The sequence below is a fragment of the Anoxynatronum sibiricum genome, assembly GCF_039414295.1.
GTDB classification, from domain to species: Bacteria; Bacillota; Clostridia; order Peptostreptococcales; family Tindalliaceae; genus Anoxynatronum; species Anoxynatronum sibiricum.
Genome location: NZ_JBCITM010000005.1, coordinates 45,120 through 63,953, shown reverse-complemented (window position 1 = coordinate 63,953; position 18,834 = coordinate 45,120). Strand labels below are relative to the sequence as shown.

The 18,834-nt window shown below is 49.7% G+C and carries 19 protein-coding genes; 1 reads left to right on the top strand and 18 read right to left on the bottom strand.

All coding sequences use genetic code 11. The features are described 5' to 3' along the window. Positions 1–37 precede the first annotated feature (37 nt). From AAIG11_RS06485 to AAIG11_RS06470, 4 genes are read right to left on the bottom strand one after another with little or no spacing between them, the layout of a single operon-like run. Positions 38–1,105: a response regulator gene (locus tag AAIG11_RS06485; RefSeq protein ID WP_343185422.1), complete on the bottom strand. Its 1,068-nt coding sequence runs from the start codon at positions 1,103–1,105 to the stop codon at positions 38–40. Positions 1,106–1,108: 3 nt separating this feature from the next. Next, a complete protein-coding gene (locus AAIG11_RS06480) occupies positions 1,109–2,293 on the bottom strand; it encodes an HDOD domain-containing protein (RefSeq protein ID WP_343185421.1) in 1,185 nt (394 codons plus the stop codon). Continuing rightward, positions 2,290–3,606 carry a response regulator gene (locus AAIG11_RS06475; protein ID WP_343185420.1) on the bottom strand — a complete coding sequence of 439 codons (1,317 nt, stop codon included), beginning with the start codon at positions 3,604–3,606 and terminating at the stop codon, positions 2,290–2,292. Before AAIG11_RS06475 ends, AAIG11_RS06480 begins: the two co-directional genes overlap by 4 nt. Positions 3,607–3,628: 22 nt before the next feature. Further along, on the bottom strand, positions 3,629–3,787 hold the full coding sequence (locus AAIG11_RS06470) for a hypothetical protein (RefSeq protein WP_343185419.1): 159 nt from the start codon (positions 3,785–3,787) through the stop codon (positions 3,629–3,631). Positions 3,788–4,207: 420 nt separating this feature from the next. Between AAIG11_RS06470 and AAIG11_RS06465 the strand changes: the two genes are divergently transcribed. Beyond that, positions 4,208–5,137, top strand: coding sequence for a GTP pyrophosphokinase (locus tag AAIG11_RS06465; RefSeq protein WP_343185418.1), 930 nt, complete (start codon positions 4,208–4,210; stop codon positions 5,135–5,137). A gap of 182 nt (positions 5,138–5,319) precedes the next feature. Here AAIG11_RS06465 and AAIG11_RS06460 read toward each other — a convergent pair whose 3' ends face one another. The 14 genes from AAIG11_RS06460 to AAIG11_RS06395 form a co-directional block, all read right to left on the bottom strand. Next, positions 5,320–5,526, bottom strand: a complete 207-nt coding sequence (locus AAIG11_RS06460) for a DUF1858 domain-containing protein (protein ID WP_343185417.1) — start codon at positions 5,524–5,526, stop codon at positions 5,320–5,322. 103 nt (positions 5,527–5,629) lie between these two features. After that, positions 5,630–6,970 carry a replicative DNA helicase gene (gene dnaB / locus AAIG11_RS06455; protein WP_343185416.1) on the bottom strand — a complete coding sequence of 447 codons (1,341 nt, stop codon included), beginning with the start codon at positions 6,968–6,970 and terminating at the stop codon, positions 5,630–5,632. A 45-nt stretch (positions 6,971–7,015) separates the two neighbouring features. Continuing rightward, the gene (rplI, locus tag AAIG11_RS06450; protein WP_343185415.1) at positions 7,016–7,465 is read right to left on the bottom strand and encodes a 50S ribosomal protein L9; all 450 of its coding nucleotides are present in this window, start codon (positions 7,463–7,465) and stop codon (positions 7,016–7,018) included. Beyond that, positions 7,462–9,483 carry a DHH family phosphoesterase gene (locus AAIG11_RS06445; protein ID WP_343185414.1) on the bottom strand — a complete coding sequence of 674 codons (2,022 nt, stop codon included), beginning with the start codon at positions 9,481–9,483 and terminating at the stop codon, positions 7,462–7,464. Before AAIG11_RS06445 ends, rplI begins: the two co-directional genes overlap by 4 nt. Positions 9,484–9,672: 189 nt before the next feature. Further along, positions 9,673–10,605, bottom strand: a complete 933-nt coding sequence (locus tag AAIG11_RS06440) for a YybS family protein (RefSeq protein WP_343185413.1) — start codon at positions 10,603–10,605, stop codon at positions 9,673–9,675. A gap of 179 nt (positions 10,606–10,784) precedes the next feature. Beyond that, positions 10,785–11,801, bottom strand: a complete 1,017-nt coding sequence (locus AAIG11_RS06435; RefSeq protein WP_343185412.1) for an FUSC family protein — start codon at positions 11,799–11,801, stop codon at positions 10,785–10,787. After that, positions 11,798–12,397: a recombination mediator RecR gene (gene recR / locus AAIG11_RS06430; protein WP_343185411.1), complete on the bottom strand. Its 600-nt coding sequence runs from the start codon at positions 12,395–12,397 to the stop codon at positions 11,798–11,800. Before recR ends, AAIG11_RS06435 begins: the two co-directional genes overlap by 4 nt. 84 nt (positions 12,398–12,481) lie before the next feature. Further along, positions 12,482–12,823, bottom strand: coding sequence for a YbaB/EbfC family nucleoid-associated protein (locus AAIG11_RS06425; protein WP_283409491.1), 342 nt, complete (start codon positions 12,821–12,823; stop codon positions 12,482–12,484). A gap of 28 nt (positions 12,824–12,851) precedes the next feature. After that, positions 12,852–13,019: a hypothetical protein gene (locus AAIG11_RS06420; protein WP_343185410.1), complete on the bottom strand. Its 168-nt coding sequence runs from the start codon at positions 13,017–13,019 to the stop codon at positions 12,852–12,854. A gap of 19 nt (positions 13,020–13,038) precedes the next feature. After that, on the bottom strand, positions 13,039–15,075 hold the full coding sequence (gene dnaX / locus AAIG11_RS06415) for a DNA polymerase III subunit gamma/tau (RefSeq protein ID WP_343185409.1): 2,037 nt from the start codon (positions 15,073–15,075) through the stop codon (positions 13,039–13,041). Positions 15,076–15,271: 196 nt separating this feature from the next. After that, a complete protein-coding gene (locus AAIG11_RS06410) occupies positions 15,272–16,021 on the bottom strand; it encodes a CvpA family protein (protein ID WP_343185408.1) in 750 nt (249 codons plus the stop codon). 41 nt (positions 16,022–16,062) lie between these two features. Next, the gene (locus AAIG11_RS06405) at positions 16,063–17,211 is read right to left on the bottom strand and encodes a hypothetical protein (protein WP_343185407.1); all 1,149 of its coding nucleotides are present in this window, start codon (positions 17,209–17,211) and stop codon (positions 16,063–16,065) included. Continuing rightward, positions 17,212–18,150, bottom strand: coding sequence for a diacylglycerol/lipid kinase family protein (locus AAIG11_RS06400; RefSeq protein WP_343185406.1), 939 nt, complete (start codon positions 18,148–18,150; stop codon positions 17,212–17,214). Then, a complete protein-coding gene (locus tag AAIG11_RS06395) occupies positions 18,147–18,665 on the bottom strand; it encodes a DUF4446 family protein (RefSeq protein WP_343185405.1) in 519 nt (172 codons plus the stop codon). Before AAIG11_RS06395 ends, AAIG11_RS06400 begins: the two co-directional genes overlap by 4 nt. Positions 18,666–18,834 lie beyond the last annotated feature (169 nt).

The window sequence follows — 18,834 nt, the reverse complement described above, 5'->3', positions numbered from 1 at the left end:
TGATTTGTCATCGGAGCTGTCATGTCGAAACCGTCATTCAAGAAGGTTCTTTCAGAGGTGTTGTCATTTTCATCACCAGATGATGCGCTTCAATGACGGCTGAAAAATGAATCTCAACCGTTTCCAGCGCATTTCCCAGAACCAGGTTCAAGTACTCAAGGCAGTCAGGGTCTATCTGGGCGGCCTCTCCTTCTCCCAGGGAAAGCCGCAGCAGGCAATGAAAAATATGATGGCTGGGCTGAGTGGTCTCCAGAAGAATTGGCTGGTTCCGCAGGGTTTGGGGCAACAGGTCCAGGATCATCTTCATTCCTCCGGCCATCAGCCTGCCGTCGGTACTGATTGGTACTGGTCTGTTTTCCACTTTCCCGGTTTTTGTTTCTGCCGGCAGCCTGCCGGTTGTCACTTTTTCTAGTGAAACTGACCTGCTCAGCTCAGTTCTTAACCACGTCTCCAGTTCGTCAGCTGTTTGTTGATCTGCCTGGAGTAAAATGATTTTTTTCAAAGTCTGGAAAAGCACGGGCTGTTGCTCCAGCATGGTCCTGATTCCGGCACTTTCGGTGTGTTGATGACGGTGTGCATATTCAAGCATCTTTTCTGACAAGGCACCCACCAGTTGTACTTGTTTTTGGGCTGTTGCCACCCGTCCTGTCATGGTGGCCAGCATGTTGCGGTATACTTTGTTCCGGTTCTCCAGGTCATGTTTCAGTTGCTCGTGCTCTTTTTTCATACGGTAATAGGTCACTGCCTGTTGAATAATGACTTTAAACTCTTCTTCCATTTTCCACGGTTTCGTGATGAATTTAAAGATATCCACCGTATTGATGGTGGCCAGAATCTGCTGAATCTGGGTGTATCCTGAAAGCACAATCTTAACGGTGTCAGGCGATACTTTGGTCACCTCCTGCAACAGTTTCAGCCCCGTCATTTCTGGCATGCGCATATCGGTGACTATGACGCTGATGGTTTTTTCTGCAAGAATGACCAGCGCTTCTTTCCCGCTGGAGGCAAAGTAGCAGGTATAGGGTTCGTCCATCATTCCCCGTTTAAGGGAACTGAGCACATTGATTTCATCGTCTACAAAAAGAACGGCTTCTCGTTGGTCCATGGGTTAAGCCTCCTCTTCAAGGGAAATGCTTTCCAGGCTTTTTTCAAAATGCGCTTGATTCACGCCCAGGTAATCAAATACGCGGTCGTCATACCCGTCATATTGCGGAAATCCCAGCAGTTGATGGGAATATCGGTTGACCAGATGAACGGCTGCTGTCACTTCTGTGTTGATCACCCGGTGATCAAAGGGGGCATGATGATACAGGGCGGCTTCCACCACCGGGAAAGGGAAGTTCCACCAGCTGAGGAGATACCCGCCAGCTTCCATGTGTGTGTTGCCATAGGCCTGCCGCTCACATTCTTCCAGGGCCTGTTTTTGCTCATCAGCTCGCAGTAACAGGGTTGCGTAATCTTCTCCAAAATGCCCCAGCAAGAACATCACGCCGATGTTGTGAAGGAGCGCTGCCGGTATGTTGTTTTCAGGCATTTTGTGATTTAGATGATGTTGGTAGAGATGATGATAGAGCCGATGGGAAAGGGCCGCCTGCTTCCAAAGACGATGCATGAGTGAGCGTGCCTGATGCCTTCCCTGGAAGAATCCGATAATGGCGGTGGACATCACCAGATGACGGGTATGTTTCAGGCCGATATAGGTTACTGCCTTGTGCAGGGAGCCTGTTCGTGCTCCGTAATAGGCAGAATTGGCCAGTCGAAGCACTTTGCTGGCAATGGCAGAGTCTTTTTCAATATGGGAGGCAATCTTGGAAAGGTCGCTCTCATGATCCATGGCCTGTATGATTTCCCAGTAGGCATCTTCGATGGTGGGCAGAAAAGAGGCATTGTTGATGATTTCCAGCAGATGGGAACTGCTGAGAAGGTCATAGGTTTCAAAAATCTGGCGCAGGGTTTCCAGCAGTTCTTCATTTTTCCAGGGTTTGAAAAGATACACTTTCACCGTATTGTCTTCCAGTGCCTTCAGCACCACATTCTCTTCAGAATACCCGCTGAGCATGATTCGAATCACGTGGGGATACTGCTCTTTGACGATGTTGAGGAACTCATACCCGTCCATGACAGGCATGCGCATATCGCTCATTACCAGATTGATGGTTTCTTTCTCCAGTATCTCCAGCCCCTGCTGTGCATTGAGGGCTGACAAAACCCGATAGTCAGTATCCATTAGCAGCCGTTCCAGAGAACGAACTACTTGCCTTTCATCATCGACCAAAAGAATGGTTCTGTTCATTCCGTTCCCCCGCTTTCCTGATGATCATGGATGGGCAGCAGGATATCGAAGATGGCACCCCTTCCCGTTTCGCTGTGGGCTGCTAACATGCCCCCGTGCTTATTGACAATGATATCGTAAGAAATGCTGAGCCCCAGCCCGGTGCCATCGCCCACTTTTTTACTGGTGAAGAAGGGGTCGAAAATGCGACTCAGGTACTCTTTGGGAATTCCCGGCCCGTTGTCGCTGATGATGATATTAGCTTTATCTTCCGTGCGGCCCAGCCCGATGGTAATCCGTCCCCGCTCCGGCTTTTCCTGACTCCTGATGGCCTGAACGGCATTGTTCAGAATATTTACCAGTACCTGCCCGATTTGTCCCTGATTGCAAAACACCTCGATGTCATCCTGTTCCCGAAAGATCACATCGGCCACGTATTTGGATTCATTTTGAAGCATCATCATGCTTTGGTGTATTAAGTCGTTCAGGTTAACCCATCCCTTTTCGTCGTGGTCACCGCTGCGGGCAAAATTACGCATGGTTTTGACAATGGTCGCTACTCGCTCCACACCCTCCTGGGTGTCTGCCATGAGGCCTTCCAGATCTTCCATAATGATGCCCAGTTTCTGTGTTTCGTAACCGTTGGCCAGTTGAACGGCCAAAGCTTCCGATGGGATGTGTTCACTTTTCTCAAGTGCTTCCTGTACTTCCCGGCACTGGTGGATGTAGCGTGTCATCTTGTGGAGATAATTGTTCAAGGTTTCCAGGTTACTGCTCACATAACCGATGGGATTGTTGATTTCATGGGCCACCCCTGCCGCCAGCTGGCCAATGGCTGCCATTTTTTCAGAGTGAACCAGCGCAGCCTGTGCCATTTGAAGCTCCATGTTGACCCGTCGAAGCTCGTTGTTGTGTTCCTTAATTCCATTGATCAACTGCTTTCTTTGCCGGTGATCCTGAATGCTCTTAATGGCGTGGTTGAGCCGGGAAGTGAGTTCCACCTTGTTGAAAGGTTTCTTCACATAGTCATTGGCTCCCAGCTCGTAGCAGGTCTGAAAAACATCGTCATCATCCAGTGCAGTGAGCATAATGATCTGCAGGTCATCGCTGCTGAGTTTCTCCCGGAGGCTTTTCAGCAGATCCAGGCCGCTGATCTCCGGCATGGTGATATCAAGAAGCAGCACATCGATTTCTTTCTCATTGACCAGCTTCTCCACATGCCTCGGACGCTGGCATTGGTAAATGTCATAATGGGGATAGGTTTGATGCAGGATGCTTGTGACAAAATGAAGATTTAAAGCCGCATCATCCACCACCAATATTCTCATGTTCATCACCCCTCTCCCTGAAACTCTTTCATGACAGTCTTTTCAGTTTCTGTTCATTGTTATTTTCAGCATCCACATCTTGTGCAGTTTCTGCATCTTTTTCAGGTGATGTCTTTGTCTTCAGACCCTTTCCATCTATTTTATTTTCTGCTGAGTGCTTTGTTCCATTTTCATAGGCCTGCTTCAACGGTTGGCTTTTCCCTGCACTTTCTTCATCGCTGTCTATGCAAAACAGGGATTCGTTCATTCATGGTTCATACCCATCTACTATTCTGATGATGCCCGCTAAGTGTGATCCTTTGAACCATCATCATCTTTGAACCATCATCATTGATGAAACGTTTTTGACTCGTTCTCGTCATGTTGATTGAATGCCCTTTTTTCCAGTTTTCTAACACTTTTTACATGCCCCTGGCTTTTTTCCTGTCGGCAAAGTCTGTTTCACATTTTGTTTGAGATGTCTGCTCGTCATTTTCATTTGGAATGATGTGCGTTATTTCTGTTCGTGATATGATTACATTGAAATCATCCGTCTGATAATCTGAATACGAGTTCAATGCCATTAATCTGAGTACGAGTTCAATGCCATTAAAAGGAGTTGACTCTTTTGATCAACATAGAACAGGTGAATGCTGAACAAATGAGAACCTTTCAAAAATCCCTTACCCGGTTTATGATGTACTACCGTTTTGGGCTGGAAGAAGTGAACACCAAAATTAATATTCTGAAACAGGAATTTGAGTATGTGCATGACTATAATCCCATTGAACATGTCAAGTCCCGGCTGAAAACCCCCGAAAGCATCATCAACAAGCTGCAGCGCAAGAATTACCCCTGGTCGGTGGAATCCATTCGTGAAAACATTCGTGACATTGCCGGTATTCGCATCACCTGCTCTTTTGTTCCTGACATCTATCGGGTGGCCGGCATGCTGATGCAGCAGCAGGATATCACGGTGGTGGATTACAAAGACTATATTGAAGAACCCAAACCCAACGGATACCAAAGTTTACATATGATTCTTCAGGTCCCGGTCTTTATGTCAGACCGCATGGAGAAAGTTTTTGTGGAGGTGCAAATTCGAACCATTGCCATGGATTTTTGGGCCAGCCTGGAACACAAAATCTACTATAAGTATGAGCGGGAAGTTCCCCAGCAGCTGAAGGATGACTTAAAAGAAGCTGCTGATACAGTGGCTCAGCTGGACAGGAAAATGGAGCAGATTCATCAGGAAATGCTTCGGCTGAAGGCTTCAGATGATGAACTGCAGCTTCATCAAGAAGCCGCTTCTGATTGTGAAGCGTCGGAAAATGACAATGTTGGAAAGAATGGTTCTGGAGAATCCGGTCATGAAGAAGCGTGTGCCGGAAAAACCTGTCAGGGAAAGGAAGCTGGTGGCAGCATCAACACCGATGCCACTGGCCTTCCCGTGGCACCAGCAAGCACCGCCTCGAATTCTCCGCTCTCCGCCAACAGCTTCACATTGCCGGCAGAGCTCTTCAGCCTGCTTTTCAGCGCTTCTGATCAATCATCATAAAGAACAAAACTGCCTACCACAGTTTTTCGGTGAACAGGTGACAGGGAATTGTGAGTAAAAAGCTTAAAACCATTACGAAAACGTTATCCACTACTTTTTTGCGCATGCTATATTCCACACCAAAACAAACCCGGCGGGTGATTTCCGCCGGGTTTTGTGATGTCTGCCTTTTGTTGGTGGTGTTATGCGTTGTTTTCCAAAAATTGGTTCAGTTCATTGACAAGTCCATCAACATTAATGCCGTGCACCTGACCGGCATCATGAATGCTCTCCATGGTTGCCCCTGGGCATCCCAGGCAATGCAGGCCATGTTTCATAAAAATGGGGGCCACACCCGGATCCAATTTCAGGACTTCCATAATGGTCATTTCATGTGTCACTTTCGCCATGTTATCCCTCCTTCAGGCAGTGTTCCTGCCTGTGTAATCCATACTAAACCAGTCAACATTATTGTAGCACAGAACCCGCCTTCTGACAACAGGTTGCCGCTTCTTAGCCGTCATATCTGGAAAGATCGGCAAACTTCTGGTATTCTCCCATCCAAATCATTTCAATGGAACCGGTTTCGCCGTGACGGTGCTTGGCCAGAATCACTTCGGCAATGTTCTGCTTTTCACTTTCTTCATCGTAGTAGGCATCCCGGTATAAGAACATGACCACATCGGCATCCTGCTCGATGGCACCGGACTCTCTGAGGTCTGAGAGAATGGGTCGGTGATCAGAGCGCAGCTCGGGTGCACGCGACAGCTGTGAAAGTGCAATCACCGGGCAGTCCAGTTCTTTGGCCATGATTTTCAAATTACGTGAAATACTGGAGATTTCCTGCTGCCGGTTTTCGCTGCGGGTTTCTCCCTGCATCAGCTGCAGGTAGTCAATCAGCACCAGGTCAAGGCCCTTTTCCATTTTCAGCCGCCGGGATTTTGACCGCATTTCTGTGACTGAGATGCCTGCTGAATCATCGAAATGGATCTTTGCCTGGGAGAGGGGCACCATGGCCTGGGCGATGCGCTGCCATTCGTCTTCGTTGAGACGGCCACTCTGAATTTTTCCCAGATCCACCATGGATTCAGCCGCCAGTATACGCAGAATCAGCTGTTCCTTTGACATCTCCAGGCTGAAAATGGCGACAGAGGCGTCACCCTTCATGGCTGCGTTTTGCGCCAGGTTCAGGGCAAAAGCAGATTTTCCCATGGCGGGACGGGCTGCCACCAGAATCAGATCTGACGGATGAAAGCCGTTGAGCTTATGATCAAGGTCGTTGAAGCCGGTGGTAAGACCGGTGATGGCTTCTTTGTTTTCGTACCGCCGCTCAATTTCGTCGAAGGTGGTGCCCAGCAGGTCTTTAATGTGGGTGAATCCCTGGCGGTATCGGCTTTGTGTGATATCATAAATATTTTTCTGCGCCTGCTCAATGAGTTCCTGCACTTCCACCTCGGGCCGGTACCCCAGCTGCATGATATCCCGGGAAGAATGGATGAGCCGGCGCACCACTGCCTTCTCTTCCACCAGCTTGGCATAGTGTTCCACATGCACCGTCACCGGTACATTGGAGGTGAGGCTGGACAGGTAGGGGATTCCGCCCACCGCCTCCATGGTTTCACGGGCTCTCAGAGCCTCTGTGAGGGTGAGAAGGTCCACCGGCTCTTCCTTGCCAAAAAGACCAACCATGGCTTCGAAAATCTCCCGGTGGGCTTCTTTATAAAAGTCTTCGGGTTTCAGAATTTCCAGCGCCACATAGACGGCATCCCGGTCCATGAGCATGGCTCCCAGCACCGACTGTTCAGCTTCGACACTGTGAGGCGGTACCTGTGCAAAGTTGGCGAAAGCTTCCATGGCTCGACTCCTTCTTCTTGATCCGTCAACTGATCTTTCAGGTGATTAGTTTTCCGCCTGCACCTTTACCTTCAGCGTCCCGTTGACTCCCGGATACACCTTGACATCCACCAGGGTTTCTCCCAGTTCTTTGATGGAGTCGTTTAATACAATTTTTCGTTTGTCCAGAGCGATATGATGCTGCTTTTCCAGATTTTCGGCGATTTCTTTGTTGGTGATGGAGCCAAAGAGCCGGCCGCCCTCCCCTGACTTGGCCATGAGGGTGACGGTGACCTTCGAAAGCCGCTCTTTCAGTTTTTCAGCTTCGGCCAGTTCATCGGCCTTGCGTTTGGCTTCTGCCTGCTTTTGCTGTTTCACATTATTCAGGTTGCCGGTACTGGCCTCCACCGCCAACCCTTTGGGCAAGAGAAAATTACGGGCATAACCGTCGCTGGCATTCACCACATCGCCAGTCTTTCCCAGACCTTTGACATCTTTTTGCAGAATCACTTTCATGATGTTTCCTCCTTTTCCTCATTCAATGCCTCTGAGATGGCCTGAATCAGTTGTTCTTTAGCTTCTTCAACGGTGATATTTTCCAACTGGGCTCCGGCCACGGTCATGTGGCCGCCGCCCCCCAGTTTTTCCAAAATGACCTGCACGTTGATATCTCCCAGCGACCGACCGCTGATAAACACCTGCCCCTCGGTATTGATGCCCAGTACAAAAGAAGCTTTGGCGCCCCTGATGGCAAGCATTGAGTCGGCGGCCTGGGCGGCCACCAGTTGGGCGTGATTGGAATGATCGTCGCTGATGGCAATGGCGATTTGGTCCATCATCATTTCAGCTTTTTTAATGACCTCTGCCCGGGAAACAATGGACTCCAGATCATCCTGAAACATCTGCCGCACCATGGTGGTGTCAGCACCGGCCCGGCGCAAATATGAAGCCGCCTCGAAGGTGCGAACGCCTGTTTTAAAGGTAAAATTCTTGGTATCCAGGGCAATGCCGGCCATCATGGCTTCTGCCTCCAGGGTTTCCAGGGTCATTTTGTCGTCCATGTAATAGAGAATCTCCGTCACCATTTCGCAGGTGGAGGAGGCGTAGGTTTCGTGGTAGGTGAGCAGGGTGTTTTCAATAAAGTCGGTACTGCGGCGATGATGGTCGATGACCACCACCCGGTCGTTGTTTTCCAGCAGTTCAGGACACTCTGTGTAGGCTGGTCGGTGGGTGTCCACCACCACCACCAGTGTGCGGGCTTTTCCCTTGATCCGCAGTGCCTCAACACAGGTAATGATGGCCTTCTGGTAGACTTCTTTTTCCATCATCATGTCATAGAGCACTTCGATGGAAGGGTTACTGCCGCTCATCACCACATAGGCGTCTTTTTTCCGGTTACGGGCTGCCCGGTAAATTCCAAGCGCAGCGCCCAGGGCATCCAGATCTGGTTGCTTGTGGCCCATCACCAGCACCTGGTCTGCCTGCTCCATCAACTGACGCAGGCCGTAGGCGATGACCCGTGCCTTCACTTTGGTGCGTTTTTCCACAGCCCGGGTTTTCCCGCCGTAAAACTTGATATCATCTTGCCTTTTCACGGCTGTCTGGTCCCCGCCGCGGCCCAGACACAAATCTTTGGCCGTGTTGGCATAGGCCAGGGTTTCCTGAAAGTCCTTTCCCATGGAACCCACACCAATGCTCAGGGTGGCAGGGATATGGTTGCCTGCCTGAATTTCCCGAATGCTGTCCAAAATGTCAAACCGCTTGGCTTCCAGCTGTGCCAGCTGGTGATATTCGAAGATGACAATATACTTATCCTGTTCATATTTGCGAATAACACCTTTTACCTGCCCTGTCCAGCGATGAAGCTGCTGGTCAATTTCGGCAATCACCTTCGACCGGTTGGCTTCATCGGTGCTTTTGATGGCTTCATCGTAGTTGTCCACCTGTACCAGTGCCAGTACCAGTTTTTCACTGTTGTATTTTCGTTTCAAATTTTCATAAGGGGTGGTTTCAAACCAGTAAAGAATCATCAGGTGCTCAGCTGTTGCAGATTTGTCGCGTTTTACCACATTCGCCACCACTTTGAAGCTTCTGTTTCCCACCTTCACCTGAAGCAGCTCTTCGTTTTCTTTTTCCAAAAGTTCCTTCAGATGAAAATCTGGCAGCAAATCATCCAGCTTTTTTTCCAACAGTTCTGTCTGATGGTTTTCTTCCAGTATGTCGGCAAATTTACGGTTGTACCAGGTGATGGTGCCGTCAATGTCCAGCATGGTTAAGGGAATGGGCATGGAAAGAATGGATTCCCTGGTGGCTGTATCCACATCTGCCGACAACCGCTCGATGTAACGCGTCCATTCCTGACGCTTGATGTTGCTCACCCGCAGGTTATACACCAGCAGGTATATCAGCAGAAAAACCCCCACCACGGCAATGGCCTGGTTATACCAGGCAAGAATACCAATGAGCAGGGTAATGATGATCATGTAGATACGGGTATCGGGAACAAAGAACTGTAACAGGCTGCTTTTTTTCATAAAGCCGCTCCTTTAAATGGACTGCTTATGAGGGGACACTGTCTTAAAGCTGACTTTCACTGGTTCATCCTGTGTATGTCTGCTTGTCTGTGGCTTCTTGTCTAGGGCTTCTTGTCTAGGGCTTCTTGTCTGTGGCTGCCTCTGTTGAAAGCCTCTTAATGATCGTTTCTACATCTACTCCAAATTTCCTTATTTGCTGACGGTGAGTTTTCGAAAGTCTGCCAGCACATCCACCAGCCCCAGCAGTGAAATCAGGGTAATCATGGGGCTGAGGATCACCAGGATCACCAGAATCAGCAGCCGCACCCATTTGGGCACCCGGGTGCCTTTGATCCAGTAACTGATGAGGGAAATGCCCTGCATAAAAAAAATCATGACTGCTATCAGAGTGACATTGGCCAACAGGCTCACATGGTTGATCCCGTGAATGAACTGCGAACCCCAGGACAAAGCCATTAGGAGAAAAACTCCGGAGACCACATGCCCCGGAAGCCGGAACCTGCTGAACTCAGGCAGCGGTTCTTCAGAAGGGGTAAACCGGCGGAGAACCGCCATGGTGAGGTAATAGTTCACAAAAGCCCCAAAGAGAGACTGGATGAGAATGAGGCCCGGAAACACCAGCAGCAGATAGTGAACAGCTTCTTCCAGCGCCACCACCTCTAGGTTCATTTGCTGCAGCGCGGCTGCCTGCTGTTCCATGATACCGGTGATCATCTGACTGATTTCCAGGGTCAGCTGGATACCGCTGGCCATGGCAATGAGCTGCATCATCGTAAAAACAGCGGCGGCAGAACCAACCGCACCGATGAAAATCACTTCGTGGGGCTCTTTTCGGTGACGAATCCACCAGCCCATGGCCAGGGCCATTGGGCCAAAGATCACCAGGGCAAACAGACTGTAAATCACCCCTGTCAGAAGTCCGATGATCAGGGTTACCATCACCAGCGCAAAAAAAGCGTAACGACTTCCCCTGCGCACAGCCAGTACCATGAAGGGCATGGGAATCAGCGCCAGGAGAATGGATAGCAGCGGAATATAGAAGGTGCTCACCACAAAAATAGAGGTGAGGGTGGCAATCATGGCTGTCTCTGTGAGGGCTTTTCGGTTTTGATGAAACTCCATGCCTGGCAACTCCTTTGCTTCTGTGTTTCTTGCTGGCTTTCGCCTGTTGACTGGTGCCCTTTGACTGAATCACATGCCACGTGTATCATCAATGCTCCCGGTTGACGGGTTCGTTGATTGATGTGATTGATGTGATTGATGTGATTGATACTTTTGATATGATTCATATGTTTGCATCTTCAAGTGTTCTGTTGAGAAGTGATCATTTCCATTTTGGTAATGATTTCGCCGATATTATACACCATCACCATCAGCTGAATAATTTCTTCGGCTCCCAACTGACGGGAAATCGTCTCGCTTTTCACCCGCCGTTTCAGGCTGGCGATATCTTCCATCAGTTCTTTCAGGGTTTCCCCCCGCTGGCGGCTGCCTTCCCTTAACAGGGTTTCTTCCCGCTTCAGCTTATCATAAAGAGCCAGCAGTTCCGGTTCAACCGGTTTAATGGTATGGGGTGAAAGGCCGTTTTCAAGAAGCCCATAGAGGTTTTTCAGGTGCTGGTACATATCGGTGGTGATGCGTAATACAAGGTTGATTTCTTTGCAGAGTACCTGGCCGTAAACGTTGAGCTTCTCTTCTTTTTCCTGCATTTCTGCCAGTTTTTTGGAAGCATTCAGTTCTTCCAAAATATCGTCAATCTGGGCGTCCACTTCTGGCAGGGGTACCTGTTCCTGCTTAAGAAGTATGCCCAGCATCCGGTTTTGGCAGGTAAGTATTCGGGTCATGTCTTTGCGCATTTCAGACATGGCTCGACGGTCGTATTTGGGGGGTAAAATAAAATAGTTCACCATGAGGGCAATGCCGATCCCCAGAAACGTATCTGTCAGACGACTGATTGCATACGGGAGAATATCATTTTGTGTGTTCATAAAAATACTGATGAAGACCACACAACTGATGGTAATGCCTTCTGGTATTTTTAACTGATTCATGAAGATAATCAGTACCACCACACCCACGCCTGCCAGCAAAAAATTGCCAGGCAAGAGCAGCGCCATAATGAGTCCAAATAAGGTGCCGACAACCGTTCCCAAAATGCGGTTTCCGCCCACCTTCCATGAATCTGAAACCGTGGGCTGCATGCCAATGAGGGCGGCAATCGATACAAAAATAACGCTCTCAAGCTGTAGAATTTGAACCATCATGAGACTCAACGCCACAGCAATACCGGTTTTGACGGTTCTTAAACCGATTTTCATAGCTTTTTACGTCCTTCCATGGCTTTCAGTAACGTTACTTCATCCACGTACTCCAGGTCGCCCCCTACAGGAATTCCGTACCCGATACGGGAGACGGTGATGCCTGCGGGTTTAAAAATCCGGGCCAGGTACATGGCGGTGGCTTCCCCTTCAATGGTGGGGTTGGTGGCAAGTATGATTTCTTCCACCGGTTCCTCGGCCACACGGGCCAGCAGTTCTTTGATTTTGATGTCTTCCGGACCGATGCCCTCCAATGGTGAAATGGCTCCATGGAGCACATGATACAACCCGTGATACTCCCGGGTTTTTTCCAGCGCAGCCACATCCCGTGGGTCTTCCACCACGCAAATGATGCTGTGATCCCGCCGGGTATCCCTGCAAATCGTGCATTGCTCATGGTCGGTGAAATTGCAGCACACCTGGCAGTAGCGAATGTTTTTTTTCGCTTCAATAATCGCCCTGGCCAGTTGTGTCACTTCTCGGCCTTCCATACTGATCACATGAAATGCCAGCCGCTGCGCCGTCTTTCTGCCGATTCCCGGCAGTTTGCTGAAGGCTTCAATCAGGCTGGCGATGGGGGTTGTGAATTCGTGCATGCCTTATCTCCTCACGGAATGGTGCGGTTTCTGTGCCCTCAATGGCACTGAACCGGTTCGAAATGACGGGGTTCACGCCGCCGTCTAAAAACCCGGCAGATTCATGCCGCCGGTGAGTTTCCCCATTTCCCGGGAGACGGTTTCGTCAGCAATGCGCATGGCTTCGTTCACAACTGCCATGATGAGATCCTGCAGCATTTCCACATCATCAGGATCAACCGCTTCGGGCTTAATCTGAATGTCGATGATCTCTTTTTTACCATTGACTTTGACGGTGATGACGCCGCCGCCGGCACTGGCTTCAAATTCTTGCTGTTCCAGCTGTTCCTGCATTTCTGCCATTTGTTTCTGCATTTTTTGTGCCTGTTTCATCATGTTGTTCATATTCGGCATGCCTCCCATGCCGGGAAATCCTTTTTTGCCCACTTTGGTTTCCTCCCTGTCGTGATTTTCATTATCGTTGACGACTATTGTTGTTTTTCACCTGAAAAACGCTGGCGTAAGCCCTCAAAAGAGTGGCTGTTGTGTTATTATACCACAATTTTTCCGGTGATGCAGTGGCAGTACGGTGGTCCTTCAGCAGTGATGCAGGGGTGGTGCGGCGCTCAACGCATTGATGCATGCCGGCATGCTGCCGGGGCTCACATTAGGTCCGGGTCATCCTGGTCATCTTCCACCACTTCCACCAGTTCTTCAGGAACCACCTGTTTCAGCTTTTCAATCACCTGATCTGAAGATGAATGCTGTGGCTCAGCTTCTTTTACTTCCAGCTTCAATCGAAGACGCCGACCGGTTTTTTGCTGAATAAGAGTGGCCAAATAATCCTTAATGTCTTCCCTTCCCAAACGTTCACACAAAATGGTCTGTTCCGGCAAAAATGTCAGTGTTAACTCACAGCCGGAAAGCTGTGTCAATTGAGCTTCTCTTACCATGGCCTGAATGGAAACTTTTTTATCGGTTCTCATCTGATCAAGCACATGAGGCCACATCTGTCTGATCATGTCGAAGGTCAATGGTGCTGCCTCACCGGTGCCGCAACTGGCTGGCGGTTCTCCGTCACCCGTCTCTTCAAATGCTGCGACTGTTTCCCTGACAACTGTTACTTCATTTACTGTGTTGCTGACAGCTGCTGTGTTGGTCGCAGTTGCTTCCGTCACAGGTTTCATTGATGCCTGCTGTTTTTCCGGATTTCTGCCTTCTGCAGGCATTGCTTCTTCTGACGTTGTTCCTGCGGGTGTTTCCACCTGAAGCTCTTGATCTTCCGGAGAATCTGGCTTCTGTTTTTCTGAATTTCTTTGCTCATGACCTGCTTCATCAACGGCCTTCCCGTTTAATCCTGGAGCTGCCTCTGATGAGACGCCTGCTGTCGATGGGTGGTTTGGCTGAGAATACGGTGCTGACGGCGCTGTGCCTGACGTTTTTCGCTGTTTCAGCCGGTTCAGAAAATCTTCAATGCGACCAATCCGTTGATCCAGTTGAGTGATGTTTTTTTGATCCATCGCTTGGGTTGTCTCCTGAAGGTCTCTTGGCTGTCGAGGTGTCTTTCCATTCTCTGAAACTACCCTGGAGGTTTGTGCCAGTGCTCCCGTCTTCATTTGATGACAGAGGGTGATCAGGCTGTTTTCCAACATCAGTTGGGGCTGAGCACTTCTTTTCATGATATATTCTGTTTCAGCCAACTGGCGGATGATAACCGTCAAGTCGCCTGTCTGATAAGAACGGCTTTGCTCCAAATACTGTTCCCGGGTTGCCTCCGGCAGGGTTTCCCAGCCTTCCACCGTGGCATTCAGTGAGGCCATCAGGAGCCACCGGTAGTGCTTCATGGCGTCTGTCACCAGCTGTTGCAGATCTTTGCCTTCCAAATAGAGGGATTGAACCAGCCGGAGTGCTTCCAGTGCTTTTCCCTGACTGACATGTGCTGCCAGCTGAAACAGGAGGTTCTCGTTGATGCTTCCCAGCACTTCCACCACTTGATGATAATGCAGTTCTCCCGGGTGGTAGGCCAGACACTGGTCAAGAATGCTCAGGGAGTCTCGAAGAGCACCCTCTCCGTTCAGTGCAATGGTGGTGACAGCGGCTTCCTCATAATCCACTCCCAGCGAGCGGCAGATGGTGAGCAGCCGCTGCCTGATCTCTTCAAGACTCAAGGGCTTGAAGGTGAACCGCAGGCATCTTGAAAGCACGGTGGCCGGAATTTTATGAAGTTCGGTGGTGGCCAGAATAAACACTACGTAGTCGGGTGGTTCTTCCAGGGTTTTAAGCAGGGCATTGAAAGCGCCGGTGCTGAGCATGTGGACTTCGTCGATGATGTACACTTTATATCGACTTTTCACGGGCGGATATTTCACATTTTCCCTGATTTCTCGAATATGATCTACTCCGTTATTGGAAGCAGCATCAATTTCCAGCACATCCATCATCTGCTCTGACAAAATGCTCCGACAAACCTCACACACATTGCAGGGATCCCCATTTGTCGGGTTAAGGCAGTTAATGGCGCGGGCAAAGATTTTGGCGGTGGAAGTCTTGCCTGTTCCTCTGATTCCTGAAAATAGATAGGCATGGGAGATGCTGTCGGTGGTTATTTGATTTTTCAGGGTTCGAATCACCTGTCGCTGACCAATGACTTCCTCAAAAACTTCTGGCCGCCATTTTCGGTATAGGGCTTTATAGGCCATAAAGTGCCTCCTTTGTTAACGACCTGCCATTCAACAACTTGATGGTTTGACGATTTACGATGCTACTTTCTGCCAGTCTGCCATTTTCTGGTTTTCTGCTTCTATGCTTTTATACTTTTCAGGTTTTCAGGTTTTGACATGGTGATGTTCTGCGATTTTTCTTTGTCGGCGAACTTTGAAGGTGATGAGCAGGTGTTCACACCGGGGGTGCTCCTTGCATCTGGTTGCTTACGGTGTCTGTTTCCATCTTGACCACCGAGATCCAGGGGAACTGTTCCAGTAGTTGTGACTGGCGCAGTCCCTCTGCCAGCATTCCCTGGGGAGAAGCTGCCACCCAGGGGGTGATGAGCAGGGTCATCAGCCAAATAAGGATGACACCCCTCGCCAGACCTGCCAAAAGACCCGTGAGACGATTGAAGGCACTGAGAACCGGCAGTTGAAACAGCCCGTGCAGCAACAATCCCAACAGATACACCCCGTGTTTCACCACCAGAAAAACCAGTACAAAGGCAATGAGCGACACCACCATTTGGGTGATGGCTGTTGCTGTCTGATGCAAAAACCAGGCTTCTGTTTGCTGAACCAAGCCTTCAACGGCTTCCATATCTGTCATGGCATCTGTTTGTTGAAGCCAATCCCGGGCCATCCCTGGAATGGGCAACGTCAGCCATTTTTCAGCCATGGTCTCTTCGGCCAGATGGGTTGCCCGTGTGAAATCACTGCGTTTCTCCAGAAAATCGTACACCCACCGAAACAGCGGGTTGTAAAGACTTGCTGTCGCCTGGAAGTAAGCTGCCACCTGTTCGCTGTATTTCAACGCCGCCAACCATCCGGCCAAATAGCTGACCAAACTTGTGAGGGTGAGTACCAGCCCTCGCTGATAGCCTCTGATCAGGTTAAATCCCATCAAGGCAAGCATGACGCCGTCCACCCAGTTAAATGCCATTCTTTTCGCCTCCCCGCCCGGTGATCGTGATGGGTGGTCCATTAGTCACCGGTTTGCAGCTGATAAAAATGAATCTGACCCCGGCGCAACACGGCAACCCGCTGTCCGGGAAGTAAAAACAATTCTTCCACGTCATCCTGATAAGACTTTTCATCCAGAAGCTCTCCGTCATGGTTCAGCACTGCCAGACGCCGTTGCTGTCCCATTAACAAAAAGCGGTCATTCACTTTTAATTCATGGATGGCGGCGGATTCTTCAAAAAAGGTGACTTTTTCGGCCTCCCAGTCAATGAATGTGATGATGGTTTCTGGCGGATCAGCCTCACTGTTTCCATTGACAGTTTCATTGGCAATGTCTCCCATGATCTCAGCTCTGTGAGCCAGCGCCCAATGGCCTGTTTTATCTCTGGCAGTCAGGTAAAAGGGTTCCACCGGTGTCTGCCACCGCTCTTCCATGGTAAGGGTATACCGGTGCAGGGATTCTGTGGTGAGTACCACCACATCTCCCTCTTCAGTGATCAGATGGTCTGCCACCACTTTTCCCTGCAGGTTTTGTGAAGACTGCAGCACCCCATGTAAATCGTACATTAAGAGAGCTGTTTCAAAGGTGTTTCCTGCACGTCGCAATACGCTGATGAGCACCCGTTCATGCCTTCCAGAAATGCTGGCATGAAGCACCACTCCCTCGGTCAGCAGCATGTTGCCCATCACTCTGCCATCGGAATCAAGTACCGAAAATGGCAGAAGTCGGTTTTCTTCCGGATGCTGCAATAACAAAAATCCGGCATCACAGGCAAAAATACTGTCAGCGTTCCGGTTGGCGGCCTGCTGGTAAAGCATGTGTCCTTGCTCGTTGATTCGCAGCAGGTAACGGGGCGAAGCCTCCATCAGAAAGAGGTGATTTTCATTGTTTCCGGTGACAGGTACCAGGGTTTCGGTGCCAAAGGCCCAGTCTTGGTCCTGTTGTGGGTGAAAATACCTGACTTCTGCATGGCGCACCAGGTACAGCCCTTCACCCCCCGGGTGTACCGCCAGGTTACCGCTGTAAGGAATTGCAACCTCCCGCACAGGCTTTAACAACAAAGCCGGCGATAACCAGGTGCGCTGAATCCAGCGAATTGCCCAGGGGCTGATCATCAAAAGGATCATAAAAATGAGTAAAAGGCCGGATAGGCCTCGGCGTTTTCGCACCTACATCCCTCCTGTTTCTTTGGAAACAGTGGTGGTTGAAATGCCTTCTGACACCGGACAAAGAACTGTCAACCCTTCTGGAATTATCCTTATGGCTGCTTCAATCCCTGGCCAGGTTTCGCCGTCACGGTTCAGCAGGCTTGGTTTTTCTGCTTTAAATGACATGGAAGTTATTTTTTCTATGGTTACTTCCCGAAAAGAAACGTGTGTTCCCTTATACACAGTGGGAAACAGCAGCAATAATTTCCAGCGGGGCATTTCTCTGACCACACATAGCTCCATTATACCGTCTCTGGGATTTGCAGCCGGGTTAATCTGCATGCCGCCACCGTAATGACTGCCGTTACAGATTGCCATGAGCAGAATGGTTTCTTTTCGATGAATGATTTCCCCTGCTGGTGTTGTCAGGGTGTATGACACCCGGGGTGGTTGAAAGGATAAGATGGTTTTCACCAGCGCTGCCGGATATAAAACCCATCCTGGCAGCAGGTGCTTCCAACGGTTCGCCTGTGTAGCAATAGCAGCATCCAGCCCAAAGCTGTAAATGTTGACAAAATGATCGCCCGATGCCCATCCCAAGTCAATCTTGCGGGGAGCTCCCTGAAAGGCGGTTTTCAGAGCTGTTGCTTCATCCTGAATGCCCACGAACCGCGCGGCATCGTTTCCTGTGCCTGCCGGAAACAGAGCCAGTGGCAGGGTTAAGTCCCGCAGCCCTTTCACCGCTTCATTGATGGTGCCGTCGCCACCCACCACCAGCAGCCGGTCATAACCTCCCAAGGGGAATGCCTCGGTGATGCTCGTGGCATCACCGCTTTTTTCTGTCTCGAAATACCGGAACTCAATCCCAGATTCCCTTAATGCCTGCGTGATGCGGGCGGCCATGGCACCGCCCCTTCCGCGTCCAGAAGAAGGGTTCACCAGCACTGCCCAGGGCTTCATCCCTTGTTCCTCTTTAATTGCTGTTCCCGGGCCATTTGGAGGGCATCCATTTCTTCCACCGACAAATGCTGTTCAGAGTGACCATGGTCAATGGCCTTTGCGTAGGTAGTTGATTCATACCGGCCATGAAGTCCGGTTAAAACCACTCCATTCAAATGATCATCCAAAAGAGCAATGGAATAACTGAGACGACTACCCACGTCTTCAAAGGCGTTAAATCGCTTAACTCCCACGTACTGCACACTTTTTCGCTGGTTTTCTTCGATCATTTTCATGGTAACACGGTTTTCTTCTGCCAGTTCCTGATGGGCTTGTACCAATACCACATGTTGTTTCAATAACTCTTCCAGATTTTCTCCAGCGGCACCTTTCATCAGTTGCTTGAACTTCTTTTTAAATGAAAGCAAATTAATCCAAAGAACCAAAACCATCAGCAGCAGCAGGCCTGCAACGCTGAGGCTGATGGTGATGAATAATCCTGTTTGTTGTTCCAGTAAGGCAAACCAATTCGTCATGAAAACGCTCCTTCTATGAAACCCTTGTTTTCAGGGATTCTCAGCAAAATCGGGAACCTGATCAGGTTCAAGGTGTCTTTTCGATTATAGGTGCACCCTGCCACAGGCAGCTTGCAAGGTTGAAGGCTAATTGCGCTGGCCATGGCAGTGGCTTCTCATACTGACAAGT

Excerpts from the sequence above, each read along its gene's own strand:
- AAIG11_RS06485 (WP_343185422.1), bottom strand. The coding sequence starts at position 1,105 with ATGGACCAACGAGAAGCCGTTCTTTTTGTAGACGATGAAATCAATGTG.
- AAIG11_RS06480 (WP_343185421.1), bottom strand. The coding sequence starts at position 2,293 with ATGAACAGAACCATTCTTTTGGTCGATGATGAAAGGCAAGTAGTTCGT.
- AAIG11_RS06475 (WP_343185420.1), bottom strand. The coding sequence starts at position 3,606 with ATGAACATGAGAATATTGGTGGTGGATGATGCGGCTTTAAATCTTCAT.
- AAIG11_RS06460 (WP_343185417.1), bottom strand. The coding sequence starts at position 5,526 with ATGGCGAAAGTGACACATGAAATGACCATTATGGAAGTCCTGAAATTG.
- dnaB (WP_343185416.1), bottom strand. The coding sequence starts at position 6,970 with ATGGAAGCTTTCGCCAACTTTGCACAGGTACCGCCTCACAGTGTCGAA.
- rplI (WP_343185415.1), bottom strand. The coding sequence starts at position 7,465 with ATGAAAGTGATTCTGCAAAAAGATGTCAAAGGTCTGGGAAAGACTGGC.
- AAIG11_RS06445 (WP_343185414.1), bottom strand. The coding sequence starts at position 9,483 with ATGAAAAAAAGCAGCCTGTTACAGTTCTTTGTTCCCGATACCCGTATC.
- AAIG11_RS06440 (WP_343185413.1), bottom strand. The coding sequence starts at position 10,605 with ATGGAGTTTCATCAAAACCGAAAAGCCCTCACAGAGACAGCCATGATT.
- AAIG11_RS06435 (WP_343185412.1), bottom strand. The coding sequence starts at position 11,801 with ATGAAAATCGGTTTAAGAACCGTCAAAACCGGTATTGCTGTGGCGTTG.
- recR (WP_343185411.1), bottom strand. The coding sequence starts at position 12,397 with ATGCACGAATTCACAACCCCCATCGCCAGCCTGATTGAAGCCTTCAGC.
- AAIG11_RS06420 (WP_343185410.1), bottom strand. The coding sequence starts at position 13,019 with ATGCATCAATGCGTTGAGCGCCGCACCACCCCTGCATCACTGCTGAAG.
- dnaX (WP_343185409.1), bottom strand. The coding sequence starts at position 15,075 with ATGGCCTATAAAGCCCTATACCGAAAATGGCGGCCAGAAGTTTTTGAG.
- AAIG11_RS06410 (WP_343185408.1), bottom strand. The coding sequence starts at position 16,021 with ATGGCATTTAACTGGGTGGACGGCGTCATGCTTGCCTTGATGGGATTT.
- AAIG11_RS06400 (WP_343185406.1), bottom strand. The coding sequence starts at position 18,150 with ATGAAGCCCTGGGCAGTGCTGGTGAACCCTTCTTCTGGACGCGGAAGG.
- AAIG11_RS06395 (WP_343185405.1), bottom strand. The coding sequence starts at position 18,665 with ATGACGAATTGGTTTGCCTTACTGGAACAACAAACAGGATTATTCATC.